We start from the raw sequence: 25,058 nt of genomic DNA, 5'->3' as shown, positions 1-25,058 counted from the left end.
CTGCTTCAGTGATTATACCGGTAATTATTAATATTTACAATAAATTGCGTTATGATTGCTAGATCTATTATGAATATTACTCAGCACAATTGATTATTTCCAGATTCACTTTATACTTTTGAAAAAGCACGCATCAATTAAGGCATACACCGCAACTATTTAATATATTTTTAATTTAAATAGTGTTTACTTAAAGTAAGTATTTTGTGCGTTTATTTCTTTCACACGTAAGGAGTGTATTTTTATGACTGTACTATACCAACATGGCACACTTGAGCTCATTATGGCAGGCCTTTATGACGGTACGACTACTTTTCAATCTATATTGGCACATGGTAACACTGGTATTGGCACTATGGATCAATTAGACGGTGAAGTAACCGTATTGAATGGTGATATTTATCAAACTACATCTGATGGGCGAACTAAAAAGGTTGACAATTTGAATTTAGAAACACCATTTATATCTATTCACTTGGAATCCAAAGATCAAATAAATGTAAATTATGACACTTTAAATTTTAATCAAATTAGTTCAGAAACAGACAAATTTAAAAACCTACCAGCAAGTATTAAACTACACGGTACATTTAATAATCTAAAAGTAAGAGTAGCACCAAAACAGACTAAACCTTACCCAAACTTTGTTTCAGTTAGTGCGACACAACCCACTTTCGAATATAAGAATATTGTAGGAACTTTAATTGGTGATTTCGCTCCCGACTTGTATACTGGCATTATGGCTAACGGCTGGCATTTACACTTTCTCAGTGACGACTTTAATGTTGGAGGGCACGTTCTTGATTTTGAGACTATCAACGTGGGTGGTTCAATTGCGCTTTTTGATCAACTGATTATTGGTTTACCCGTAAATAATTCGGACTTCTTAGATCACAAACCTGATAGTGGTGATATTCGGTCCGCCATTGAACAAGCCGAGCGATAATCAGCTTATAAACCAAAAAAAGATAATCAAATTTTCCGTTTGATTATCTTTTTTTGGTTTATTTCATAATATTTGTTGTATTCAATTTTTATGAATCTGAGAAGAATGAGCTATTTGCTAATATCCTCCGGATTTTTGTAAATTCAAGTCTTTCTCTGTATTGAACTCAGGATACATATTATCGGCAAGCCCAACCTGAGCAATAGCATTTTCTGTTGTATCACTTCCAAATTCTGACCCAGTTTCAGAAGCCTTCAAGTCCAAACTTTTTCTGATCATATCAGTAATCGCCTGTCGTTGCATTGTTGTTACTCGTTGATATGATACCTCATTATATGATTGACCCTCGCCTTGAACAGAATATGATTTAACATTTTTCGTTGCTGATAAGTAATGGGTTCCTAAATCCATCATATCATCAGCTCTCAAATTTGATGCAATATTTTTGGTCACAGATTGTATAAATTTAAGATTAACCACTTGACTGGGCTTTTGTTTCATTTTGGTCACAATACCTTGTAATAATAGTCGTTGTCTTTGTGTTCGACCATAATCACCCTGGGGATCTTGATAGCGCATTCTTGCAAAGGCAAGTGCTGCATCGCCATTCATTTTTTTAAATTTAGTAAAGTCTTCACCATTTTTAGCATATTCAAACGATGTTGAGTTCTCTGTAAATTGATATAACTCATTGCCAGTTGCGTGTGCTGTTTCTTGGCTAAAGGCAAAAGTTAATGGTGATTGTACTGAAACACCTCCGATTTGATCCACAATATCACCAAGACCACTCATATTAACCATAGCGAAATAATTAATTGGAATATTAAACATTTTTTCGATTGTCGACATGGTTGTCGCTACGCCATCGCCCAACGTTGCACTTTTGTCCGAGGTTTCTTTAAATGCATATGCTGCATTAAGCTTTTGAGGAAAACTACCTTCAAATCCAGATATCGAAGTCATAATATCTCTTGGAATTGATATGAGTGTCGTCGTATTTTTTTTAGGGTTTATTGTAACAACCATCATTGAATCCGTTAAATCAGCACGATTTCGGTCAGAACCAAACCCACCATCAGTTCCCACATCTGTGCCTAAAATGAGGAATGAAATTGGTTTTTGATTTGTTATCAATTGTTTCGCTGTTTTTTCTGATTTTAAACCTGTTGTTGAATAAGATTGGTTAAGAGAGCTTTTTACACTATTATAATAATGCAGCCCACCAATAATCAGTAATATCGAAACTAGTAAAAAGACTAACAAAGCACTATACGTTAGCTTCCGTTTTTTTCGCTTTTTTAACAAATAAGATTTACGGTTTCCGTCTGGCAAATCACCTTGCTTAAAATCATTCATTCAATGTTCCCCCAAAAATCAAGTGAGTATGTCGCGCGATTGTAATCTTTATTATTATTAAACATAAAGATTATCTATTTCTTTTTGTGATCATTATAATAACTCGTAAAATATAACTTACCAGATACATATTCACCAACAAATATATCTTTTATACTTTCAAAATTCTGCTTTTCAACTTCCGTAGTTAACCATTCTTCATCGCGGTTAATCGTTTTTAATGCATCATAATTAATTTGGCCATCTGATATGATTGGATAATTCATCGTTTCTTCGCCAACATTAAAAATAGTTAGTTGACCGTTTTGTTCTAAAATTGCGCGTTTAATTGTAGATACACTGTACACACCTTGTTCGCGTAATTTAAACATTAATTGGTTAGCAGATAAACCTGCCTGTATAACATTTTCTGTGTATATAACGCCATTTTCAATGACTAATCTTGGGCGTCCATCTATTAACAACTTGATATATCTATTATGTTCCTTGAGAAATTTCAGGGTCATAACAAGCATTGTCCAAATTATCAATACAATGATAAATTGAAATACTGTGATTGTTTCTGAGTAGATAACACCACCAATGATGCCACCTAAAACATAGTTTTGTACTTGATCCAAAGCACTCGTGGGTGCTAAGTTGCCTTTCCCCATAAGATTAATTTGAATAATTAATCCAAGTAGGCCGATAGCGAGTTTAACTAATATTGGCATATAGATATTCATTTTATTGTCCTCACATCATCACTGTTAATTAAATAAGTTCGGTTAATTTGATATGATTTCTGATCATTGCTTAGTAGCACTGTATAATACTTTTGACCCAGCCTAACAATCATGCCATTAGATATTGTTGTCGAATTAAAATATACATTTTTTTCATCAGGATGGCTTTTAGAAAAATTTTTGACAAAAGCCGTCATTTGTGTTTGCTGATTATTGATACTTCTAATTTGTTCATAATCTGTATAACGTGCACCCACAAAAAATAGCAGGAAAAGAGAACCAATAATAGCAAGTTCCCTATATCGTGTATCAAGTCTGTTTCTTAAGTATAAAATTAACCCGGCTGCAAAAACGATAAAGGCAATAAAAATCAAAATTAAGTTAACAGTATCGTGACTGTTAGAATTATTGATTAAATATCTTTCTGAATAAAACGTCAATATAAAATCCCCCTTAAAATGTCGTTATATCATCTGATTCTGTATAGTTCAAATGTGAACATGTTATCTTAAATTTAGCACCAAACATACGCAATAAAAACTATAGATGTGTTGACGTGCCAAAAGGAAACACTAGTATCGTAGCATACGCATTTTTTCAAAACAAGTTAAAATCAAAAAAATATTGTAACTATTATAAATTTTTAATCTTATCATAATGAATTGGCAGCGATAAAGTATGATGTTCAGCCCATATTATGAATTTAATTAAAGTAACCTACCACATTTGGGTTATGATATACTAAATTAATATAATAATGTGAGAGTGAATAGAAATGACTATAAAATTAAAAGTTATATCATTAAGTGTTCTGATTTTATCTATCTTTGCGTTTCTGACTCAAAATGCCTATGCTGATGTTGTGAATAATGGTGATGTGGTTCGTATTAAAGCCAATGCATGGAAAGAGCGAAATGGTTATTATTTAGTGCCACATCGTAACTGGTATGGTATTATTACAAAATCTACTAAAATTAATAAGACCTCATCCTCAACATATGAGTATCGCGTTCAATATGCTAATGGACAACATAATGATCATGTTTTAGATCAGGATGTTAGCTTAATTAACATTAATCAAGCTAAGTACCAAATTGGACAATCTGTTCGTATTAATAATAATGCCTGGGCTGAGTCTAATGGCTATCGTATGACGAATCATCGTAATTGGGTCGGCACAGTTGTTTCGAGGCGTTCAATTATCCGTAAATCATATTCAAACTATGAATACTATATACGCTATTCAAATGGACAACATAATGACCATGTTTTGGAACAAGACCTAAACGTTGGTGCACTAGTCCAAGCCACAGTTTCGGCAAGTGATATTGGCAGGCAAATTAATTGGACAACTCCAAATGTGGATATCTCAGTTTATAATTTCAAAACAAATACGACGACACGTTATACTAAAGGCAATTTAGATTTAAATTACACCGCCAGCATGATTAAAATAGCAATTTTAACACAATTGATGCATGAGCATCCAAATTTAACAGTGTCTCAAAAGAAATTGGCAGTTAAAATGATTACTCAGTCTAATAATGATGCAGCAACTGCACTATCGGGCCAAATTGGCAGAGATGCTGGTATGCGAAGCTTGTTCAATGGATTGGGGATGTCACAATCATTTGCTTCAGGAGTCAATCGTTGGGGTTTAACAAGTACAAATTCATCAGATTACATGAAATTGATGAAAGTTATTTTTGGAAATAGCTCCTACATTTCAACTAACAATCGACAGTATATTCAGTATTTAATGAATTCTGTTGATAAAAATCAACGATGGGGATTACCTAAAAATGTCTCAAGTAATACAGCACTATATGTAAAAGATGGCTGGTTACCTTTGGGTAAAAACAATACAAACGCTGTAATTAATTCTGCTAGTCGTGTTAAAAATTTTAAATCTGATTATTTAGTTGTACAAATATCTAATGAAGACAGAACCCAAAATGATGGTTTTAACATGTTGAATCGTGTTGGACAAACCGTTTACAATGTACTAAATAAATAACTACTAAAAAATGGACAATCACGACAATGCTTTGTTTAGCAATCTCATGACGCCCATTTATAAATTTTAATATGTTTAAACCTAAAATTCTTGATATTCAGCTGGATTTTGATTATTAGATCTACCATCCACTCGAGTTAAGTTATTGATTGCAACCATATCACCATCATCAATTTCAAAGTCAAAAATGCTCAAGTTGCCCTTTTGACGTGTATAGCTACTTGCTTTTGGAAGCGGAATAACACCCAATTGCGTCTCCCACCGTAAAATTAATTGTCCAACATTTTTATTATATTTGTCAGCCAAATCAACTAAAAGCTCATCAGACAATAAGTCACTGGCTCGTCCCAAAGGACTCCATGCTTGTGTAACAATGTGCTTTTCAGCATCATACTGTCTCATCTTTCTTTGATTGAAATATGGATGTAACTCTATTTGATTCACAACGGGCAAAACACCTGTTTCTTCTTCTAGTCGATCAATATGTTCAGGCAAAAAATTACATACACCAATAGATTTAACTAATCCGTAATTTTGAAGTTGAATGAGTGTTTCCCATGCTTCAACGTAATGATTATCAATCGGATTTGGCCAATGCAGTAAATATAAGTCAAAAAATTCTAGCCTTGACCGATACAGAGATTCTTGAACAATTGCAATCGCGGCTTTTTGATCATGATAATATTTTCCCGGAAGCTTAGATTGGACAAAAAGTTCATTGCGATTAACATTAGAATCTTGAATGCCCTTTCCAACAGTACCTTCATTTTGATAATTATATGCGGTATCTAACAAACGATAACCAGTGTTTATTGCTGATGTTATCGTTTGCGCACCAGAAAAACCGTTTAACTGATAAGTTCCAAAACCAATATTTGGTATTTGAATACCACTATCTAATATTTTAACTGCCATTTGAGTTACCTCCAATAACTTTTAAAATTTGCTAGTAAAATAAGCTTATTTATATTATAACGCTGATTATTTTACAAACTCAAACACATTGACTTTTCGCCTTATTTTATATAAAAATATACCAACTATAAATCCGACAATACCTGGAATTATCCAACCAAAACCATGATCAGCAAATGGCAGCAAGTTTTGATAAATACCGTTATGAAGTATGCCTTTGACATCATGATATCCAATTAAATACTTAAACGTATTTGCAAAAGGTGCATTAGCAATGCCGTCAAGAACAGCTGGTATAAATACTAATATCATAGTGGGAAAATATACTATTTTTGAGTTATTAAACAGTGGTGATAATAATCCTAACAAAACCAATGTAATCGAGATTGGGTACAAAAATAGTAGCACAGGTAATCCCCAAGAAATAATATTGTCTAAACCAAAGTTTGCTGAAATAAATGAAAGAACTATGGTTAATAACAACCATTTTTTGTAACTTATCTTTGGAAAAATACGATTAAAATCTTGAGCGAAACTCGCTGTTAATCCCATAGCAGTAGTTAAAACGGCCAAAATACCCATTACAGCCAAAAATGCGCCACCTAATGAGCCAAGATAATGATTGGTAATTTGCATGAGTGCCGTTGTACCATTATCTGACAAGTTAAAATGTGATAACGAGCTAGCGCCAAGTAATATCAAACCAATATAAACAATGGCAATACCAATGATAGCAAAAATACCTGTCTTAGCGGTAATTTTTGCCACGTCAGTGCTTTCTGTGAAACCCATTGCTTCAATTGCTCGAACAATAGTAATTCCAAATGCCAAGGCAGCAATCGCATCAAGGGTATTATACCCTTCAAGAAATGCGGCAGAAAAAGCATCTGTTTGATAAGCAACTTGGGCTGTACCATGTAAATCGCCCAATGGATTAAAAATTGCCAACAAGAAAATAATGATGAGTAAGATAATAAATATCGGATTAAGATACTTACCAATATATTTTGTTAAATGCTTATCACTAGAACCTAAAAAGTACACAATAGCAAAAAATATTGCAGAAAAAATAAATTGTCCAACTGTTTGCAAGTTGCTGGGTAACCAATTAGAAAAACTCAATGAATACGCAACAGTTGCAGTACGAGGTGTAGCAATCATAGGACCAAGTGATACATGAACTGAAATTAAAAAAAAGATTGCAAAACCTCTACCCAATGGTTTTGCCAAGTCATAAATCCCAGAAGAACGCGTCTGGGATAATGAAATGAGCGCCATTAGTGGGAGAATTGTTGCACTTAATAAGAAAGCAATGGTTGCAGGACCCCAATTTTCTCCAGCAAGTTGTCCTAAATGAATAGGAAAAATTAAATTACCAGCACCGAAAAACATACCGAAAATTAATGAGGAAAGTAGTAGCGTTTGTTTAATATTTAGTTTTTTTGTCATAATCTATCCTTAGGAGTCTATTAAGAAACATGTTGTTTTAAAATGTTGATTGACTCGATACAAGCCACCTACTGAATAAGTCATACTTTTGCCCCTTTTTTAAGAATTAAAAAGCCCGTTAATTGTCAACTGACAATTAACGGGCGAATTTCGCGGTACCACCGTTTATTAACCAACAACAAATACAATGTTGGTTTTCTCTTGGTTGCAGGAAAAATCCGATAACCATACGATATAACGGTCGTAACCGGTTAATACTCAAAAATGAATCGTACTAACTTTCTCCAGAACTACTTTCAATTTTATGTTTGACGTCCTTTCATCAGCAGACGCTTTCTGTGGCAAAACATAAAATATACTCTTTCCTTCATCGAAAAATAACTTATCTTATTATAGACTAAAACATTAACTTTATCAAACACGTTTATTTTAACTAGAACTTATATCGTGATCATGTTAGATAATAATTAGTACAAGCTTTATATTAGATTTTTTCTTATATTCTCTACAAAGTTAAAAACGTCATTATCTTTTCCATGCTCAAACGTCCATATTAATGTATCAAAAACGATACTTGTGCTAAATGATGCTAATAACTGATTAGGAACCACATGAGTTTGTTGCCCCAAATAATTTAACCAATAATTGTATAGTGTATTTTTAAATATCTCTTTAAGATGAAACTGTTGATTGTGCGTTTTAAAAAGTACTTGAATTGTTAATCGCCTGTCTTGCATGTCATTATAAAAATCAGTTATTGTCTCTTCAGTTTCCCTTGAAATGAGACCATTAATCCTTAATTTGATAACACTTTCAAAATGTTCTACCTCTTTATCAATAATTTGATTGATTAAATCATATTTATCTTGGTAATGTAAATAAAAAGTTGAACGGCTAGTCAGCGCACTTTTGCAAATATTATCAACAGTTATTTGATCAAAATCAATTGTATCCATTAGTTTTATTAAAGCCTCCTGAATGTTTTGATTCGTTTTAAATTGTCTGATATCTGCCATATAATTACTTCCTCTGCTGTCCAAAAATGGACATTATTCATCATTTTTGTCCATTTTTGGACAATATACCATTACTTTATAAATTGTTAATCTTTTTGATAATTATTATACTAACATTATCATGTAAAGAAAGAAGGTTCAAATATGTTTTATAATTACATCGATAATAATCCACAAATGAATTTGCAAATTAATCGACAACTGGAAAATATTAAGGAATCTCAAACCGTAAAAAATGACTTAGTTCATGCAATTCCAAAAATCAACGATTTAAATTCCTGGTATAATGTTTGGTTAGATCTGGCTAATAAAAGAGAAGATACTCATGATTATGCCATTGCTTGTGCTTACTTTGGTTTAGCACAATTTTATCTCACGTCTGAAGATGACAAACAACCTATCGTTCATCATTATATCGAAAATTTCTATCTATCCCATCCAGAAATCGACTATAAATACTATGAAGTTCCTTATCAAGATAGTTATTTACCTGCTATTAAAGTTAATATCAATCCTAGTGCCACAAAAACCCTAATTATTATCAATGGATTTGACAGTTTTATGGAAGAGATATTATCTGCTATAACTTTCTTTAAAGGAACAAATTATAATGTCATTCTATTCGATGGTCCAGGACAAGGAAGAGCACTTATTGATAATCACATTAGATTCACTTCAAAATTTGAAAAACCAGTCCACGCTGTAATTGATTATTTTGGGTTAACTGAAGTAGATGCTATGGGTGTATCATGGGGTGGCTATTTTGTAATAAGAGCTGCAGCATTTGATAAACGAATTAAAAATGTCATCTGTTTTGACTTCTTTTATGATGGCTTAAATGTTTTTCTTAAGGATTTTACGGAAAAAAACAAAATACAAATTCGTAACTTACTAAATCAAAATAAGGCTCTAGAACTAAATACTATGATCAACCCACTCATTAAGGCTAATTCAAATTCTGAATTTATTTTTAACAAAGGTTATGAAAATACTAACACAAATAATCCCTTTACCCTGTTAAAAAATATTTCAGAGCACACCATTAAGGGGATTGGTCAGCTAGTTACCCAAAATGTATTATTACTGGCAGGAGAGGAAGACCAATACGTTCCCTTTAGCGATCTCAAATTGGAACAACAAGAACTGTCAAATGCTACTAGTTTAGAAACAAAAGTATTCACAAAAGAAACTGGCGGCGAACAACACTGTCAGGCGGGACATTACGAATTAGCTCTTTCAACTATTCAAAACTTTTTAGCAAAGCACACCTACTAACTAGTAAACAATCGTTTTTCTATTGATCAAAATGAAGTACAATAATGGCGTAATTCTTAGTTTAAATATTACATATTCGACGAAGTGAGTATAGCATAAAAATTAGACGTTAACTCCTTTATAGAAGTTAACGTCTAATTTTATTTAATGATAGGACTGATTAGGTAAAATAGCGAATAATAGCCATCGATAGTACGCTTAATATTACCACTAGCATTAATGATCGTTTAAAATATCCTATTAATAATCCGGGTAAAATTGCAATGACTGCCTTCATATTGATACCAAGTAAATGGTTTTGTGTATTGACTTCAAAAATATTTTGAAAAAATAAGGCTGTCATCATTGTTAATGGTAAATATCTCAAAAAGATAGTTAGCCACGATGGAAATTTAATATATTTAGCCAGAAAAAAAGGAATGACGCGAGGAATAAATGTCACCATAACAGAAAAAAAGAGTACAGTATAAAACTTAGAATCACTCATATTATTTTTTCCGCCTTTCCACAATGTAAATACTAATTAGGCTTCCTAATACTGACGCCAACAATACAGCAACAACTGAGCTAAAAAAATACATAAATAGATATAATAACACGGTTGTCACAATAACAATGCCTACAATCTCTGTCTTTTTTTCGTTTGGATGTTCTAACATTGATACGCTAGTCAATAGCCAAAGGCCAGCGAACATACCTGTTAACGCAAAATCGAGGCCATAATCTGCAGGATTAGTAATTTGCTTTCCAATAATTGCAAAGCTAGTACATGATAGCCACCAAATGAACCAAGAAGCAATATTAAGACCATGCATCCAAGGTACTGAAGTCTTTTTATCTGCCATTTTGCTTATTGACAATATACCAAATGATTCGTCCGTTACTAGACCACCCATTAATAGACTTGAAAATCTGGATTGATTTGGAAACACTTGTGTGACAGTCAATGATTGTAAAAACATACGAAAATTAACCAATAATACCATAAGCACAATACTACTAATAGAGGCGTTTGCTGCCAACATGTTAACAACAATAAATTGCGCTGATCCGGCATAAAATACTGACGATAACAAAAAAACATACCACACTGAAAAACCTGCTGATCCAGCAATCGTTCCAAATGCTGCACCAATACTAATATACCCGAGCATTGTTGGCAATGATGCCTTTACCCCACTCATGAATTCCTGTAATTGTATTTTTGATATCGTCATGTTTACCATCCATATTATTGAAACACAGTTAAATATTTTATGATCAGCATACAATACGATTATTGACGATAAATAAAAAAATAGCCATTTTTCATTTAGAAGTTAGCTATTTTTCTATAAATTAATGTGCATTACTTACTGAGATCAATTAAAATTTTTGCCTGTGACTTGTCCTGCGTTAACGCTTCAAAACCATCAGCGACAATATTATCAAGGTCGATCATATCTGTAATTACTGGCTCAACATTGATTTGACCACTACTTACTAAATCAACGGTTTGTTGGAACGTTTCTTTAGAGTAAGCAATAGTTGTTGTCAATTTAACACCAGCATTCATGAGTTGCATTGGGTTAAAACTAATTGGTCGTGCAAAGATTGACACAATAACAACAGTGCCACGAGGGCGCGTTGCATCAATCGCTTGTTCAAAGGTTGGTTGAACGCCAGCAACTTCAAACGAAACATCTGCACCACCAGGTATAATTTCATTAATTGCATCAATAGTATTAGCAACTTCGCTAGGATTTACGACATCAGTTGCGCCCATTTCAAGTGCCTTATTCAAACGTACTTCTGAAAGGTCCACTGCAACAATTTTAGTTGCACCAGCTGCCTTCGCTGCCGCAGCAACTAAGACACCAATTGGTCCGGCACCAAAAATAACAACTTTTTCTCCAAATCGTAAACCACCTTCTTTAACAGCCTGAACTGCAACAGCTGTAGGCTCGATAGTGGCAGCCAATCTTAATGAGAAGTCTTCTGGTATAAGATACAAGTTTTCTTCTGGTACGTTAACTTTTGATGTGAAACCGCCGTCAGTACTCAAACCAATAAAACTATAACCATCATATACATCAAGATCATCAGCCCAGTTACCCTTGGTTACTGTTGGATTAATTGAGACATGATCACCGACTTTAAACTTAGTCACATCTGCACCAATTTTCTCAATCACACCTGAAAATTCGTGACCCATGGTCAATGGTGCTTGACCACCAGTAAGTTCATCTGCCTCATTAACAGGAATAAAAACAGGGCCTTCAAGGTATTCGTGTAAATCACTGCCACAAATACCAGCATATGCAACACTCACCACAACTTCATTTGATTTTGTTGGCTTTAATTCAACATCCTCAACGCGAACATCCTTAACACCATGCCATACAGCTGCTTTCATTATGTTTCTCCTTTGTTGTCTAATTTTCAGGTTAAAAACCTTAACTACAGTATACAACTAGGTACATGGTTTGTGTTAAAAATCACTAAATTTATTTAATAACAATTATGTCTATACAACTACAAAAGTATTATTTAGTCAGGTAGCTGATTGGTTCTTTAACTTCAACTTTTGTACCATCAAAAGTTTTTTTGATGTACTTTTGAGCCGCGGCGCTATGATATAGCTTAACCAATTTTTTGAAATTTTGATTGTTTTTTTCTTTATTCGATGTTGCTAGTATATTAATGTTATCTTTAGTTGATCGGTTAATTTTTTCATATATAATTGCATCTTTTAAAACATTTAATTTGCCTTCAAGTGCAACAGTATTACCGATTAATGCTGCATCTACTTGGCTATCTTTAATAACACGTGGTCCGGTAGTATCATCTATTTCCTTGAACTTCAAATGTCGAGGATTGCTCAAAATATCGTTGACACCAGATAAACTACCAAAATTAGGTTTTAAAGTAATCAATCCAGACGTTGCGAGTAAGCGTAATCCTCTGGCAGTATTTGCAGCGTTGTTAGCAATGGCAATTGTTGCACCATCCGGTATATCTTTGATAGTCTTATACTTGTCAGAATAAACACCCATTGGTTCAAGATATGTTGTGCCTAGAACAGCCAATTTTTCAGAAGCATTACTTTTGTTGTATGCGACGTAGTAAGCGTAAGATTGGAATGCATTCACATCTATTTTACCTTGAGCTGTAGCTGTATTTAGAGAAACACCATCACTAAAATCTTTGACTTTAATACGAATGTTTGCTTTTTTTGTCTCTGGTAGCTTAGCAATGTGTGACCAGACCTGTGAGTCAGAACCGATTGCACCAATTGTTATTTGATTCTTATTTTCTGTCTGCGCAGCCTTGCTATTTAGTAATATGGCTGACACGCCACCCACAGCTACTACTAACACCGCGGCTGAAATAATTATTTTTCTTTTTGACATCGTCTTTACTTTTCCTTTTTATAAAATAAAACATTGCAATTTTGCTTAGTGAAAGCGCATACCGCCGTCGATCAAAATGGATTGGCCAGTAATATACTTAGCACCTGGAGATACTAAGAACTGTACTAAATCGGCAATGTCTTCTGGCACAGCAGCACGACCTAAAGCTATTTCATTCACAACATTTTGCCTTTGAAGTTCTGGCGTAATGCCTTTAATGCTTGCCGTTTTTTGATCAATATAGTCACGCATTGGTGTTAACACAATACCTGGATCATAGGCATTGACAGTGATGCCATCACCAGCTAACTCCTTTGCAGCTGATTGACCTAATCCTCTAATCGCAAATTTTGATGCCGAGTATGCACCTTGTAATGCAGAACCCTCCACTGCCGCTAGAGAGGCAGCATTAATTATTCGACCACCGTCTCCTTGCTTTTTAAATTGTGTGGCAGCAGCTTGTATTCCCCAAAACGTTCCTTTAATATTGACATCAAATAATCTCTCGACTTGAGTTGGGTCGCTATCAATAATACTATCAATAAAAGCTATGCCAGCATTATTAACAAAAACATCTAAACGTCCAAAATGTGCAACAACCTTTTCAACTAATTCAAAAACCGCTGTGCGCGATGCAATATCTAAAACATAGTAGGTTGCATAGCCACTTTTAGTTGCATTAATGTTATCAGATACATGTTTTGCCGTGTCCTGATCAATATCAGCCACAGCAACGTAATAATCTTCTTGGGCCAACCTTTCAGCAATTGCACGACCAATACCACGACCACTTCCTGTTACGATAGCAACTTTTTTTACCATTGTGTACCTACTTTTTAGTATTTTAAAAACAACAAAAAACGCAACTTTGATAAACAAAGTTGCGGGACGAATTATATCGTGGTACCACCCGAATTTCGTATTATATCACTATAATACGCTTATTAAGTACAGAGATAATAAACACTCGATACTTTAACACTATAACGGGTGCACCCGAATGATACTTATACTAACATACTCATATCATTTTAACTTCAAGACCATCTTCCAAATTATCATAATACTGATTTTCACCAACTATCAGCTCTCTACCCAATTATTCTAATAAGTACTCATCTTTTCAACGTTATATGGTAAATAAATTATATACTGATAAGTTTTAAATGTCAATTAATATTAAAAAGTTAATTTTTAGTGATATTTAAACATGTAACCTAATGCAGTCAACCAACTGATAAAAGTAATCAACAAAATTAGTATCAATAAGTTATCACTACGATAATACACTAATAATCGATTGTTACCCTTGACTTGTTTAATACTGACAGCGCCAATTTTACTCAAAATAATTTGATTATGGCGTACGCTTTTTTGGTTTAAAAATAAGATAGTATTAGTATATTTTACAACCGGAATTTGTATATAACGTTCACGATCACCCTGCCATTCCACAAGTAATTTGTTTTTAAAAATAGATTTTTTAAAATGTGTTTGCTTTTTCAATACTTGATGGTGGTACATGTCGTATTTTCCAGTAACTTTGCCGCTTTTCACAGGTAAATAATCAGGTGTGGCCTTTACAATATTTTTGAGTGCTGTTGATTTGTCTTTGATAAAAAATGATTTTTTAACTTTCTGCGCATCGTCTGATACAAAATAAGTATGGACGTTTGAATTCAAATAGTCACGTTTATTGTGCCACTGATTTAAAGCAGCATTATTTGATAAAATCACTTGAAACAATGACAATAAAAGTATGCCATAACTCAATAAACCAAATCGAAGGGATTTTGATTGAGAATGTTGCAGTATTATGCCTAAAGTTAATAGTAACAACACAATGAAAGGAACAAAAAAACGAAATGGAAATTGAATTACTTCAACTAGTTTGATGTGTGTACTATTTAGTATTTTCCATGGAAATATGTCGGTACATAACAGAAATAGTAAGCCACAACTTGTAGCAGTTACGCTTAATAAATCAAATCCCTTGTGGTGCCAATAATAAAAAGTTTTAAGTACAACAAATGCTATGACCATAAGGAGTAAGATAGGTGAAAATAACCAGTAACTACTGCCCTTAAAAATAGTCGTGTTTGCCATTACTGGATTGACAAATGGTTGCGCAATATTATTTTTCAGATAAATAATGACAAAACTATAGAACACATTTAAAACTAGTGGTATAAAAACAACAACTGACAACGCTGCTTGTTTCAGTAATTGAATTCGCAGTACTTTAGTCGTATTAAAGACGGATAAAATATAAAAACAAGCATAAACTAAAATCAATAACAAAGCCGACAGCATATGAACCTGGCACATTAGAGCAATAGCAAGTGCTGTTTTGATAGGATCTAATGACTTTTTTTCAACTAAATCAATCAAAGGTATCAAACAAATAGGAAATAATGCTGCACCCCAGCTAGAAAATCCTTGCCTTAATGTCCAATATTGTATCGCATATGTTGTGAGATAAAACAGACTCAAGGGTAACCGATATATTATTGCAATATGAGCCTTTCTGAGAAGCAAATAAAGCGATAAACTAGCTAAAAAATATAAGCAACTGTTAGATATAATTTGGTAACCAAACCATGAGGGACTGATTAAAACTAAAGCACCTTGAACATAAGACATCACAGGGCCATATAGGGCATTTACAATACGACCAGATTCTTGAAACCCATACATAGAAATAAAATACTGAAAATTTCCGTGTTTTATTTGCATAGCTGTATCGTAGAACCGATTAAAATGAAAAATAGTATCTGAACCAATAATCATTGCACGATTGAAATAAAATGGTATCAATAATAATATTGAACTCATTATTAAAATAAATATTGGCCATGATTTTTTAATGATATCTTTAAGCACTATTCTCTCTTCAAAAATTTATAGTAAATCTACCACAATACTTATAACAGTATCACTGCCTCTTGTTAGTTTCAGTTTAACATATGTCTCAATCTTATAGGTTTTTAACGCATGCAAAGCCATAAAAAAACCAATGACAGATAAAATATCTGTCATTGGTTTTGATGTGCATTAAATCATCACACGCAGAGCGTATTCATACCCTACATGATTCTACTTTTATTTGAATAAACCAAATCCACCAGTCCAACCAATTGTTTCCTTAACAGCCAATGTCATCTGTAAGAAGCCAACAGCTTCAAGTTCACGTGCACGCTTTAATGAACCAGCATCAACGACATTTAAACCGCTGTTTTCTAAAGCAGCAATAATTTCTTGTTTGGCTTCATCATTATCAGAAGCCAATTGAACTGTTGTCTGATGTGAATCACCAATTTTTTTGCTTACTAAAGTGCCAGCAAATGTTGTATTAAATCCCTTAACAACAGTTGACTTTGGCAAAATTTCAGCAATTTGAGCAGCAGCTGAACTATCTGCTGGCACGACCAAACTATCCCATGTTTCAAAGTTCAAAGGATTACTAATATCAATCACAATTTTGTTTTCAAAAACTGCTACGTTGTCCTTTGCAATTGCAGTTGCAACGTCATATGGTACAGCTAAAACAACAATATTTCCAATGTTTTCTATTTTATCATTTGCTTCAATGTAATTAACATCATTACCAGCATCAATGAAGTTTTGTCCAATTGCTTGCCCCATATTACCTTTTCCAAAAACTGTTACAGTAGTCATAAATTTTCCCTCACTTACTTTTTATAAGTAAATCATAACGCTAGTATTCTGATATGTCAAGCACTATATTTTTTTAAATAAGTTATCAATGCGGTCATAGTCTTCATCAGACAAAACAATTTTTAAGGTTTCCACGTTACTGGCTACTTGGCTAGGTATTCTAGCACCTGGAATCACTGTATCAATATTAGGGTTTTTAATATACCAAGCTAAAACAATTTGTGCCGTAGTTGCATGATGCTTTTCTGCAATTTTATTTATCTGTTCTATTTTTTGAAGAATAACTTTAAACTGGTCGTTTGTGAATTGTTTAAATTTGCTGGCATCATCAATTGTATATTTCCCAGTTAATAATCCAGATGCTAATGGGAAATAAGGCACAAATTTAATATTATTTTCATTTAAATATGGCCAAATATCTTGTTCCAAATCACGTTGAAGTAAATTATAGTGCGCCTCTACATAATCAACTTGACCATTTTTGTTAGCCTCTTTTATTTGCGCCAAACTAAAATTAGATACACCAATTGCACGGATTTTCCCTGCTTTTTTAAGTGTATTCAAAGCATCTACAGCTTCATATTTTGGGGTTGTTTCATCTGGGAAATGAATATAAAAAATATCAATGTAGTCAGTCTGAAGTCTAATTAAAGCCTCATCCACTGATTGTTTCAAAAACGCTGGTTTATTATTGATTGCCAAGTCATTATTTTTATCCTGTGCTGCTTTTGTAGCAATTTTAAAGTTTTCTCTTGCATATCCCTTAATTGCTCGTCCGATAATTTCTTCAGAATGACCTAATCCGTACATGTATGCGGTATCAATCATTTCAATGCCAGAATCTAAGGCTTCTCTTACAACATCGTAACCATCTTGGTCATTGAGCCCTTGAAATAAATTATATCCACCAACCTTATTTGTTCCAATTCCTAACTTAGCTGCCTTACCATTAATACTTGTTACTTTTTCTGAATCTATTAACATATTAGCCTCCTTTTTGTTATCTTTATGGGTCATTATATAACAAATTTCTGTTCAATGGCAGTAATTAGCTCAAAGAAATTTATATGAAACAATTGATTAATAGTATTAAAACTTGGCAGTAAACACAAAAAGCGTTTAAGATATCTTATACCTTAAACGCTTCAGATTGAATTTATTAATACGGCTTCTCTAAGACACGTTGAATATCATCAATCATGTCCTTTGGACTTGTTTTTGGCGCAAAGCGCTTAAATAATTGACCTTGACGATCAACCAAAAATTTGGTGAAGTTCCATTTAATGGTACTTCCTAATGGGCTCGTGCTATTTTTCTTAAGGAATTTAAACAAAGGATCCGTGTTTTTACCATTGACGGCTACTAATTGATGCATTGGAAATGTGACACCATAGGAAAGCCGACATGCTTCAGCTGCTTCATGGCTAGAACTCAGCTCCTGTTTAAACTGATTTGAAGGGAATCCAAGAATCATCAAGCCATCATCTTTGTATTTTTGGTAGATTGCTTCAAGTTCCGAAAATTGTGGTGCAAAACCACATTTAGTCGCTGTATTAACAATAATTATTGGGCGCCCTCGTAACTCATCAAGTGAATACGTATCGCCATTTTCTTTCACGACAGTAAATTGATAAACATCTTCAACCATTATTTCTCCTTTCAAAATCCATATTGATAAACAAAAATATTTTGCATAATAATAGTCAGTTCGTTAACCCTTTGAAACGAATTTACAACTTAATTATATCACGACTCTATATTTACATGGCTTTCTGCACACAATAAAATATATCATTAAATACAATAAAAAAATAACACCTTAAACAAAAGCCCATAATTTTGACAACATCAGCAATGTCTCATAAATTATAAGTTTTAATTAAAGCATTATAGTTTTTAAAAAATAAGTTACCTGATTAGAAATTATGATTCAATTTAATGCCCTAAAGTCCAGCCTCCATCAATTGGTAACACAACACCGTTGATGTAATCAGCTTGCGGACTTGTTAGATACAAAGTTAAATCGGCAACTTCTTGTGGTGACGCCCATCTTTTTGCAGGTGTCTGCTCCGCTACTTTTTTGGCCATAGTCGCATCACCATAGAAATCTGCTGCATTCATTGGTGTGTTAATTGCTCCTGGGGCAATGGCATTGACATGCAAACCGTTAGCTGCATAATCATATGCCAGTTGTTTCGTATACCCAATAATGGCATGTTTACTTGAAGTATAAGCTGCCCCACCACCACCTGCTGAGAAACCAGCGATTGAAGCCATGTTAATAATATGTCCATAGCCTCGTTTTATCATGGCTGGTAAAACTGCGTTACTCAAAATAAACATCGGCGTTAAATTCGTGTTTAATATTTTTTGCCAATCAACTAGTGATGTATCTAAAGAGGCTTGATAGCCATCCAAAATACCAGCTGTGTTAAGTAGTATATCAAATGACACTTGTTTTGTTATATCCTCAAATAAGTTTGTTAGTAACTGATGTTGACTTAAGTCTATTTGAAAAGTTTGTAGCTTAGCATGTTGTAAAGGTATTTTTTGATTATCCAATGCATAAACAGTGGCACCAAGTTCAAGATAATTTTCCAGTTGCGAAAAACCAATTCCTGAAGCAGCTCCAGTCAACAATATTTTTTTATTTGTATAATCTTGTGCAATCATTATTTATTTAAGTCAACTACTTTACTGAGGGCATAAATCACAACGCCCCCCACAATTAAGGACACTACTTCACCTGGCACGACACTAATGTAGTAAGCCAACCATTGCGCAAATAATCCACCCTTTGATCCAGAAGGAAATGCACCACTAGCACCAATATTAAAAGCAAATGTAAATTCCGCGGCCAAAATAGCCATACCAAGGGTACTAACAACAACTGTGCTAATAATAATTTTTAAAATTGTACTTTTAACACGGCGCGTTAATAGATAAGTTATACTTGTCATAATCACTGTTCCTAACGTGCCAAAAATCCAATCAATCCACCCTAAGGGAGAGATCAAGTTAGCAATGAAAACACCTAAAGCAAGCGCAACGATATATCGTTTATGCCATGCTGCTAAATGGTTTAGCCCCTCAGAGGCACGTAATTGTACAGGACCAAAAGCAAATGTCTGTAATCCAAACGTAATTGCAACATAAATGGCTGCGACAACGGCAACTAACGTAATATTCTGTGCTTGACTAACACTTTTATAAGCTGTATCTTTTTGCATAAAAAAAGACTCCTAGTTTTTTTAAGCGGGATGGTTGATGAACCGCTAAGAAATAGCATACCATATGTTTTAAAAAAAAACTACGAAATTCGTAGTTTGAAAAAATAATATAAAATTAATTATTGCCATCATCCATGAAATCTTTTAGTTGCTTAGAGCGACTAGGATGTCGTAACTTACGTAATGCTTTTGCTTCAATTTGGCGAATACGTTCTCGTGTTACACCAAATACACGTCCAACTTCTTCAAGAGTTCTTGTTCGTCCATCTTCCAATCCGAATCGTAAACGCAAAACGTTTTCTTCACGGTCAGTTAACGTCTCCAATACTGACTCGAGTTGGTCACGTAACATTTCGTACGCTGCTGAATCGGCAGGTGAAACCGCTTCATTATCTTCAATGAAATCACCTAAATGCGAATCATCTTCTTCACCAATAGGTGTCTCAAGAGAAACTGGTTCTTGTGCTATTTTCAAGATTTCACGTACTTTGTCTGGGGTCAAATCCATTTCAGCCCCTATTTCTTCGGGCAAAGGTTCACGTCCCAAGTCTTGTAGCAGTTGACGTTGAATACGAATCAATTTATTAATTGTTTCGACCATATGGACAGGAATACGAATAGTACGCGCTTGGTCGGCAATAGCACGTGTAATAGCTTGACGAATCCACCATGTAGCATAAGTTGAAAACTTAAAGCCCTTAGTGTAATCAAATTTATCAACGGCCTTCATCAAGCCCATATTACCTTCTTGAATCAAATCCAAGAACTGCATACCACGTCCAACGTAGCGCTTGGCAATAGAAACAACCAGACGTAAGTTAGCCTCTGCTAATTCTTGCTTGGCTTCAACATCACCATCTTCAATACGCTTGGCAATATTAATTTCTTCATCCCCTTTAAGAAGATTAACACGACCAATCTCCTTAAGATACATACGCACAGGATCATTAATTTTAATGCCTGCCGGTGTTTCTTGTGCTTGATCTAGTTCTTCTTTTGATGGCTTATTTTGTTTTGCTTTTAATACTTCAGGTGCTGGTTCACCCTTTTCATCAACAATTGCAACACCAGCATCTTCAACCTTTTCCATCAAACGCTCAATATTTTCACCATCTAAATTAAATGGTTCCGCTAAGCGTTTTGATAAGACAGCATATGTTATTGCCTTAGCTGCCTTGTATTCGGCAATTAAAGCTTTCACTGCTTTATCATATTCTGGATTCTTAATAATACCTGATTTTTTTGCTACTTTTGGTTTTGAAGCTTTACCAGCTGCAGCGGCTTCTTCAGGTGTTTTTCCTTGTGCCAATGCTAATAATTCAGCCTTTTTGGCGCGGCTATTATATGAAATGTTTTGTGAATCAAGATAGTCTTTAATATCTGAAATCTTACTTGAAGCTAAAATAGTTGCCATTGATTATTTCTCCTAGCGTAAACGCGTTTTAAGAACGTATGATGACTGTTCGTTCTTACTAATATTTATAGCTGTGACTGTTGTTTTTTAATATTAATTAATTCCGTCATTAATTGTAGTAGCTTTGTATCATCATGTTGTTGTTTGGCAGCATCTATTAACTGCTGTAATTCACGAATCCGAGTATTTACAGGACCATCGTGCATAATAATACGTAAATAATCATTAATTGCATCTCTTTCAATTGCCAAATCGCCATAACTACGTTCAATTGCCATTATTTTTTGATTTAACTCTGGTTTTTGAATAAAATCCATATATTGTGCTAAATTAAATTCTCCTGGATGTTGATCTTGGTAAATATTTGTTAACATCATCAATAATTGATAATCTGAATGTAAAAATGCAAATCCTGTCGTCTCTTTTACTTGTAGCATGACTTGAGGTGATTTGATCATCGCCATAAGTAAGGCGCGCTCTGCTTGCTCGACTTGCGTAATATTTTGGTTAATATTTATTTGCTCAGGAACATTACTTTGTTCACCACTAGGCAACGACGGTGCCACCATAGTACTATATGATTGTGCTGATTGACTAAATTGGTTTTGCTTCTTGTCTAGCGTTTGTTGTAATTGTGCCTGCAATGCTTTTTTAGAAGTACCAAACTCGTTAGCAATACGTGTTATTTGAATATCTTGCTCAACAGGTGTTGCTGATTTAAGCGTTTGCATCACTTCTTGTAAAAAAGCAAGATACTGTGCTTGATTACTCAAATTTTTTCCAAGTCGTGCGGCATTAACTAAAAACTCTATTGGCGTTTGAATATTTTGTTCTAACGCTTGTTTTAAGGCTGGTGTGCCACGCTGTGTTCGTACTTCATCAGGATCTAAATTGTCTGGTAAATGAACAACACCAATATCAACATCTTTTGCATGTGTTTTAATTAAATCAATTGATCGACGTGTTGCATTTTGACCTGCTTCATCACCATCATATACGAGTAAAATACGTTTAGTGACACGTGACAACTGTTTGACATGGTCCTGTGTTAATGCTGTACCCATGGTTGCCACACCAATTGGTTTTCCAGATATATCTGCAGAAATAACATCCATGAATCCTTCAAAAATCATAGCTGTGTTAGCTTGACGAATATGATTTTTAGCAAGATCAAAATTGTATAAAATTTTGCCTTTGGTGAAAAATGGACTTTCAGGACTGTTCATATACTTGATACTACTATTATTGAGTGCCCGACCAGAAAATCCAACAACTTGCCCACGTTCAGTTTTAATTGGCCACACGACTCGCCCAGAAAAACGATCACGTAAATCGCCCTCATCATTAGTAATAAACAATTCCGATGACTGCATCATTTCTTGAGAAAAGTTTTGGTCTCTAGCATAACTTAATAATGCATTATCTTCTGGCACAAAGCCAATGCCAAACTGTTTAATGATTTCATCTGTTAGTTGACGTTTATCGTGCAAATAAGCCAACGCCTGCTCACCAGACGTTGTATTAAGCAAAATGTGTTGATAAAGTCGTTGTGCTGCCGTGTGTAATTGATAGATGACTTGCGTTTTGCTATCAACTTGGCGTGTTACACCTGAAGAAATACTACTATCTACTTTTATCCCTGCATTTTCAGCCAGAGATAAAATAGCCTCAGGATAACTCAAGCTCTCCTTCTCCATTAGAAATGAAAAAACAGAACCTGAACGTCCACATGAAAAACAATTAAATACTTGTTTATTCTCTTCGACAAATAACGAAGGATGGCGATCATCATGAAACGGACAAGAACCATTCCATTGGCGACCACGCTTAACAAGATCAGTATATTGACTAATCACATCAACAATATTCACTTTTTGACGTACTTCCGCAATAAATGCGTCTGGAATTCGACTTGCCATAAACCACCTTTCAACAATAAATGCCGTAAACGGAAGTCTACGACATTTAAATTGAACTACACTAAATTATACGAGGAATTACCTGTTTTGTCAACCCCTTGAACATATACCAAAATACTGATGTATCAATGTTTTGGTATTTTGGTGCTAGGATTATGTTAACTTGTATTGATTATGAAAGACATCGATTTTAAGCAAATAGATAACAAGTCTAAAGAATCTCTCGTAGTGTGAAATTGTCTTTTAGATAAAATGCTGATTTTAAATCAAATGGGATTTCTTCTTGATTGACAACAATTTCATTCTATACGTTGAAATACCTAGACCAGTCCAAACAATGGCAATTAACACATCAGGCAGAATATTACCATTGCCGGTCATCAACCACTGCATTAAGTGAGAAAAAGGTAGAGTATGTGAAAGTAGGTTTAACCACTTTGGATATTGATCAAGTGGGACAATAACACCACTTAATAATACAATCAAGATTCCTACTACATTGCCCACTAAATATGGATCATTACTTTTCCATGACACAACAGTTGAGGTAAAACCGACTATGCTTCCAAATATGATTAATATTGGTATAGCTAGCATTGCTCTATTTATCCATGAGGTATCCCTTGTAAATAGCAATACTAATGTTAGTGTTATTAACATTTGACCTATTGACACAATCACAGCCGCCAAAACTTTAGATGCCCAGTAACGAACAGAAAATGGTGAATTGACCGCCATTTCCATGTCAATACCCCTATTCTGATCATCCACAAAAAGTGAATTCAAAGTAGAAATAAGATTTTGTATACCTGAAATGATGCTCAAAGCAACGATTGAATGAATTAATAAAGCATCACTAAACTGTGAGCTCAATAAACCAACCATCATTACGTCAAATAATGGTTCAATAGCAAAAGTTATAATGAATGTGCGATAATTTCTGAAATATGACAGCGATTGTAAAGCAATTTTCAACATCAAATGGCCTCCATATCGCCACTTATACGGACTTTCTTCAAGCAAAATGTTAACAATGCTTTGGCTACAATCAACCATATAATAGAACATACAAGCATTTGAGCTAAGTCAACATATGTAATGGTGTTAGGATTCAAAATAAGTTTTACTGGTGTCGTCATGGGAAGTAACAATCCTAAAATTTTTACAATGGTGTCCCACTTGCCAGGCATGCTGTATATTCCCGATCCTATTAAAATTGGCGCCATTAGTAGGCCTTCATAAAGCATGGCATTCGGAGTCAATACAAATATACCTGCGACAACAAAATCTAAAATAATAACACTAAACCATAAACTAAAAATACCAAGTATAAGGAGAAACCAATTAGAACTGGATACATCTATTCCTAAGACATAACTTGTTATAAAAGAAATTGGAAAAGACAAAAGGCCAAAACACGCTGCGGGAATAATCAAGGTGGATAGACTAAAAGCTTCGCCCCTACGGCTATCAAGTATATAAGCCAATGTTCCTTGGGCTCTTTGAAACGGTATTACACCTGCCGCTGACGTCCCTGCTGCCCATGTTCCAATAATTCCTGCTCTTAACCAAATAGTCTTATTGCCTAAATCTTGAACTGCATATGCCGCAACATACTGAATAAGAACGTAACTAATCGTTGTTACAAATACAATTGTTCTGAAATAACTATTCTTAGCAAATAGTTTTAAATGGAACCAAACAACATCAAAAAAATCTTTCATGA

Annotated in this window: 24 protein-coding genes, 1 riboswitch and 2 other annotated features; of the genes, 3 read left to right on the top strand and 21 right to left on the bottom strand. The window is 34.1% G+C overall.

Annotated features, from left to right (window positions below):
* Positions 1-244 precede the first annotated feature (244 nt).
* Positions 245-946, top strand: coding sequence for an acetolactate decarboxylase (budA, locus tag K5Q13_RS02315; protein WP_220739466.1), 702 nt, complete (start codon positions 245-247; stop codon positions 944-946).
* Positions 947-1,063: 117 nt separating this feature from the next.
* Here budA and K5Q13_RS02310 read toward each other — a convergent pair whose 3' ends face one another.
* The 3 genes from K5Q13_RS02310 to K5Q13_RS02300 form a co-directional block, all read right to left on the bottom strand.
* Entirely contained in the window at positions 1,064-2,302 is a 1,239-nt protein-coding gene (locus K5Q13_RS02310) for an LCP family protein (RefSeq protein ID WP_220739463.1), read from the bottom strand.
* A gap of 74 nt (positions 2,303-2,376) precedes the next feature.
* Entirely contained in the window at positions 2,377-3,027 is a 651-nt protein-coding gene (locus K5Q13_RS02305; protein ID WP_220739461.1) for a DUF421 domain-containing protein, read from the bottom strand.
* The gene (locus tag K5Q13_RS02300) at positions 3,024-3,467 is read right to left on the bottom strand and encodes a DUF3290 domain-containing protein (RefSeq protein WP_220739459.1); all 444 of its coding nucleotides are present in this window, start codon (positions 3,465-3,467) and stop codon (positions 3,024-3,026) included. The genes K5Q13_RS02305 and K5Q13_RS02300 overlap by 4 nt, the downstream gene beginning before the upstream one ends.
* Positions 3,468-3,802: 335 nt before the next feature.
* On the opposite strand from K5Q13_RS02300, the gene K5Q13_RS02295 reads away from it, so the two are divergent.
* Entirely contained in the window at positions 3,803-5,044 is a 1,242-nt protein-coding gene (locus K5Q13_RS02295; protein ID WP_220739457.1) for a serine hydrolase, read from the top strand.
* Positions 5,045-5,125: 81 nt separating this feature from the next.
* On the opposite strand, the gene K5Q13_RS02290 is transcribed toward K5Q13_RS02295, so the two are convergent.
* The 3 genes from K5Q13_RS02290 to K5Q13_RS02280 all read right to left on the bottom strand — a co-directional run bounded on the left by K5Q13_RS02290 (position 5,126) and on the right by K5Q13_RS02280 (position 8,424).
* Positions 5,126-5,959, bottom strand: a complete 834-nt coding sequence (locus K5Q13_RS02290) for an aldo/keto reductase (protein ID WP_220739455.1) — start codon at positions 5,957-5,959, stop codon at positions 5,126-5,128.
* Between the two features lie 66 nt (positions 5,960-6,025).
* Positions 6,026-7,408 carry a branched-chain amino acid transport system II carrier protein gene (gene brnQ / locus K5Q13_RS02285; protein WP_220739453.1) on the bottom strand — a complete coding sequence of 461 codons (1,383 nt, stop codon included), beginning with the start codon at positions 7,406-7,408 and terminating at the stop codon, positions 6,026-6,028.
* A 136-nt stretch (positions 7,409-7,544) separates the two neighbouring features.
* Positions 7,545-7,788: a binding site (T-box leader), on the bottom strand.
* 99 nt (positions 7,789-7,887) lie between these two features.
* Entirely contained in the window at positions 7,888-8,424 is a 537-nt protein-coding gene (locus K5Q13_RS02280) for a TetR/AcrR family transcriptional regulator (protein ID WP_220739451.1), read from the bottom strand.
* Between the two features lie 144 nt (positions 8,425-8,568).
* Here K5Q13_RS02280 and K5Q13_RS02275 point away from each other — a divergent pair, with 144 nt between their 5' ends.
* On the top strand, positions 8,569-9,699 hold the full coding sequence (locus tag K5Q13_RS02275) for an alpha/beta fold hydrolase (RefSeq protein ID WP_220739449.1): 1,131 nt from the start codon (positions 8,569-8,571) through the stop codon (positions 9,697-9,699).
* 160 nt (positions 9,700-9,859) lie between these two features.
* Here the strand turns inward: K5Q13_RS02275 and K5Q13_RS02270 are convergent, their stop codons facing one another.
* The 15 genes from K5Q13_RS02270 to K5Q13_RS02200 all read right to left on the bottom strand — a co-directional run bounded on the left by K5Q13_RS02270 (position 9,860) and on the right by K5Q13_RS02200 (position 25,056).
* A complete protein-coding gene (locus K5Q13_RS02270; RefSeq protein ID WP_220739447.1) occupies positions 9,860-10,186 on the bottom strand; it encodes an AzlD domain-containing protein in 327 nt (108 codons plus the stop codon).
* 1 nt (position 10,187) lies between these two features.
* Complete coding sequence (locus K5Q13_RS02265; protein ID WP_220739445.1) at positions 10,188-10,916, bottom strand: AzlC family ABC transporter permease; 729 nt, start codon at positions 10,914-10,916, stop codon at positions 10,188-10,190.
* Positions 10,917-11,047: 131 nt separating this feature from the next.
* Positions 11,048-12,094, bottom strand: a complete 1,047-nt coding sequence (locus tag K5Q13_RS02260) for a 2,3-butanediol dehydrogenase (RefSeq protein WP_220739443.1) — start codon at positions 12,092-12,094, stop codon at positions 11,048-11,050.
* 130 nt (positions 12,095-12,224) lie between these two features.
* Positions 12,225-13,091, bottom strand: coding sequence for a MetQ/NlpA family ABC transporter substrate-binding protein (locus tag K5Q13_RS02255; protein ID WP_220739441.1), 867 nt, complete (start codon positions 13,089-13,091; stop codon positions 12,225-12,227).
* A gap of 45 nt (positions 13,092-13,136) precedes the next feature.
* Positions 13,137-13,913: an acetoin reductase gene (locus K5Q13_RS02250; protein ID WP_220739439.1), complete on the bottom strand. Its 777-nt coding sequence runs from the start codon at positions 13,911-13,913 to the stop codon at positions 13,137-13,139.
* Between the two features lie 59 nt (positions 13,914-13,972).
* Positions 13,973-14,227 (bottom strand) — a binding site (T-box leader).
* A gap of 58 nt (positions 14,228-14,285) precedes the next feature.
* A complete protein-coding gene (locus K5Q13_RS02245; protein WP_246574114.1) occupies positions 14,286-15,974 on the bottom strand; it encodes a hypothetical protein in 1,689 nt (562 codons plus the stop codon).
* A 219-nt stretch (positions 15,975-16,193) separates the two neighbouring features.
* Positions 16,194-16,769 carry an NADPH-dependent F420 reductase gene (locus tag K5Q13_RS02240; protein WP_220739436.1) on the bottom strand — a complete coding sequence of 192 codons (576 nt, stop codon included), beginning with the start codon at positions 16,767-16,769 and terminating at the stop codon, positions 16,194-16,196.
* 63 nt (positions 16,770-16,832) lie between these two features.
* Positions 16,833-17,753 (bottom strand): aldo/keto reductase, encoded by a 921-nt coding sequence (locus tag K5Q13_RS02235; protein WP_220739434.1) that lies wholly within the window; start codon positions 17,751-17,753, stop codon positions 16,833-16,835.
* A gap of 175 nt (positions 17,754-17,928) precedes the next feature.
* Positions 17,929-18,417 carry a glutathione peroxidase gene (locus tag K5Q13_RS02230; protein WP_220739432.1) on the bottom strand — a complete coding sequence of 163 codons (489 nt, stop codon included), beginning with the start codon at positions 18,415-18,417 and terminating at the stop codon, positions 17,929-17,931.
* Between the two features lie 287 nt (positions 18,418-18,704).
* On the bottom strand, positions 18,705-19,442 hold the full coding sequence (locus tag K5Q13_RS02225) for a 3-oxoacyl-ACP reductase (protein ID WP_220739430.1): 738 nt from the start codon (positions 19,440-19,442) through the stop codon (positions 18,705-18,707).
* Positions 19,442-19,999, bottom strand: coding sequence for a QueT transporter family protein (locus K5Q13_RS02220; RefSeq protein WP_220739428.1), 558 nt, complete (start codon positions 19,997-19,999; stop codon positions 19,442-19,444). The genes K5Q13_RS02225 and K5Q13_RS02220 overlap by 1 nt, the downstream gene beginning before the upstream one ends.
* 6 nt (positions 20,000-20,005) lie before the next feature.
* Positions 20,006-20,051: riboswitch (PreQ1 riboswitch) on the bottom strand.
* A 63-nt stretch (positions 20,052-20,114) separates the two neighbouring features.
* Positions 20,115-21,413, bottom strand: coding sequence for an RNA polymerase sigma factor RpoD (rpoD, locus tag K5Q13_RS02215; protein WP_220739426.1), 1,299 nt, complete (start codon positions 21,411-21,413; stop codon positions 20,115-20,117).
* A 65-nt stretch (positions 21,414-21,478) separates the two neighbouring features.
* Complete coding sequence (dnaG, locus tag K5Q13_RS02210; protein ID WP_220739424.1) at positions 21,479-23,332, bottom strand: DNA primase; 1,854 nt, start codon at positions 23,330-23,332, stop codon at positions 21,479-21,481.
* 261 nt (positions 23,333-23,593) lie between these two features.
* Positions 23,594-24,310, bottom strand: coding sequence for an ABC transporter permease (locus tag K5Q13_RS02205; protein ID WP_220739422.1), 717 nt, complete (start codon positions 24,308-24,310; stop codon positions 23,594-23,596).
* Positions 24,310-25,056, bottom strand: coding sequence for a multidrug ABC transporter permease (locus tag K5Q13_RS02200; RefSeq protein ID WP_220739420.1), 747 nt, complete (start codon positions 25,054-25,056; stop codon positions 24,310-24,312). The genes K5Q13_RS02205 and K5Q13_RS02200 overlap by 1 nt, the downstream gene beginning before the upstream one ends.
* Positions 25,057-25,058 lie beyond the last annotated feature (2 nt).

It is taken from the genome of Leuconostoc miyukkimchii, from assembly GCF_019656055.1.
Taxonomy (GTDB): Bacteria; Bacillota; Bacilli; order Lactobacillales; family Lactobacillaceae; genus Leuconostoc; species Leuconostoc miyukkimchii.
The sequence above is the reverse complement of the archived record's forward strand: the minus strand, read 5'-3'. Positions and strand labels throughout refer to the sequence as shown.

What these genes read in the sequence shown, in the direction of transcription:
- brnQ (WP_220739453.1), bottom strand. Translation starts at nt 7,408, where the DNA reads ATGACAAAAAAACTAAATATTAAACAAACGCTACTACTTTCCTCATTA.
- K5Q13_RS02220 (WP_220739428.1), bottom strand. Translation starts at nt 19,999, where the DNA reads ATGCAAAAAGATACAGCTTATAAAAGTGTTAGTCAAGCACAGAATATT.
- K5Q13_RS02305 (WP_220739461.1), bottom strand. Translation starts at nt 3,027, where the DNA reads ATGAATATCTATATGCCAATATTAGTTAAACTCGCTATCGGCCTACTT.
- K5Q13_RS02225 (WP_220739430.1), bottom strand. Translation starts at nt 19,442, where the DNA reads ATGATTGCACAAGATTATACAAATAAAAAAATATTGTTGACTGGAGCT.
- dnaG (WP_220739424.1), bottom strand. Translation starts at nt 23,332, where the DNA reads ATGGCAAGTCGAATTCCAGACGCATTTATTGCGGAAGTACGTCAAAAA.
- K5Q13_RS02205 (WP_220739422.1), bottom strand. Translation starts at nt 24,310, where the DNA reads ATGTTGAAAATTGCTTTACAATCGCTGTCATATTTCAGAAATTATCGC.
- K5Q13_RS02200 (WP_220739420.1), bottom strand. Translation starts at nt 25,056, where the DNA reads ATGAAAGATTTTTTTGATGTTGTTTGGTTCCATTTAAAACTATTTGCT.
- K5Q13_RS02310 (WP_220739463.1), bottom strand. Translation starts at nt 2,302, where the DNA reads ATGAATGATTTTAAGCAAGGTGATTTGCCAGACGGAAACCGTAAATCT.
- K5Q13_RS02290 (WP_220739455.1), bottom strand. Translation starts at nt 5,959, where the DNA reads ATGGCAGTTAAAATATTAGATAGTGGTATTCAAATACCAAATATTGGT.
- K5Q13_RS02265 (WP_220739445.1), bottom strand. Translation starts at nt 10,916, where the DNA reads ATGACGATATCAAAAATACAATTACAGGAATTCATGAGTGGGGTAAAG.
- K5Q13_RS02260 (WP_220739443.1), bottom strand. Translation starts at nt 12,094, where the DNA reads ATGAAAGCAGCTGTATGGCATGGTGTTAAGGATGTTCGCGTTGAGGAT.
- K5Q13_RS02235 (WP_220739434.1), bottom strand. Translation starts at nt 17,753, where the DNA reads ATGTTAATAGATTCAGAAAAAGTAACAAGTATTAATGGTAAGGCAGCT.
- K5Q13_RS02275 (WP_220739449.1), top strand. Translation starts at nt 8,569, where the DNA reads ATGTTTTATAATTACATCGATAATAATCCACAAATGAATTTGCAAATT.
- K5Q13_RS02240 (WP_220739436.1), bottom strand. Translation starts at nt 16,769, where the DNA reads ATGACTACTGTAACAGTTTTTGGAAAAGGTAATATGGGGCAAGCAATT.
- K5Q13_RS02280 (WP_220739451.1), bottom strand. Translation starts at nt 8,424, where the DNA reads ATGGCAGATATCAGACAATTTAAAACGAATCAAAACATTCAGGAGGCT.
- rpoD (WP_220739426.1), bottom strand. Translation starts at nt 21,413, where the DNA reads ATGGCAACTATTTTAGCTTCAAGTAAGATTTCAGATATTAAAGACTAT.
- budA (WP_220739466.1), top strand. Translation starts at nt 245, where the DNA reads ATGACTGTACTATACCAACATGGCACACTTGAGCTCATTATGGCAGGC.
- K5Q13_RS02230 (WP_220739432.1), bottom strand. Translation starts at nt 18,417, where the DNA reads ATGGTTGAAGATGTTTATCAATTTACTGTCGTGAAAGAAAATGGCGAT.
- K5Q13_RS02255 (WP_220739441.1), bottom strand. Translation starts at nt 13,091, where the DNA reads ATGTCAAAAAGAAAAATAATTATTTCAGCCGCGGTGTTAGTAGTAGCT.
- K5Q13_RS02270 (WP_220739447.1), bottom strand. Translation starts at nt 10,186, where the DNA reads ATGAGTGATTCTAAGTTTTATACTGTACTCTTTTTTTCTGTTATGGTG.
- K5Q13_RS02295 (WP_220739457.1), top strand. Translation starts at nt 3,803, where the DNA reads ATGACTATAAAATTAAAAGTTATATCATTAAGTGTTCTGATTTTATCT.
- K5Q13_RS02250 (WP_220739439.1), bottom strand. Translation starts at nt 13,913, where the DNA reads ATGGTAAAAAAAGTTGCTATCGTAACAGGAAGTGGTCGTGGTATTGGT.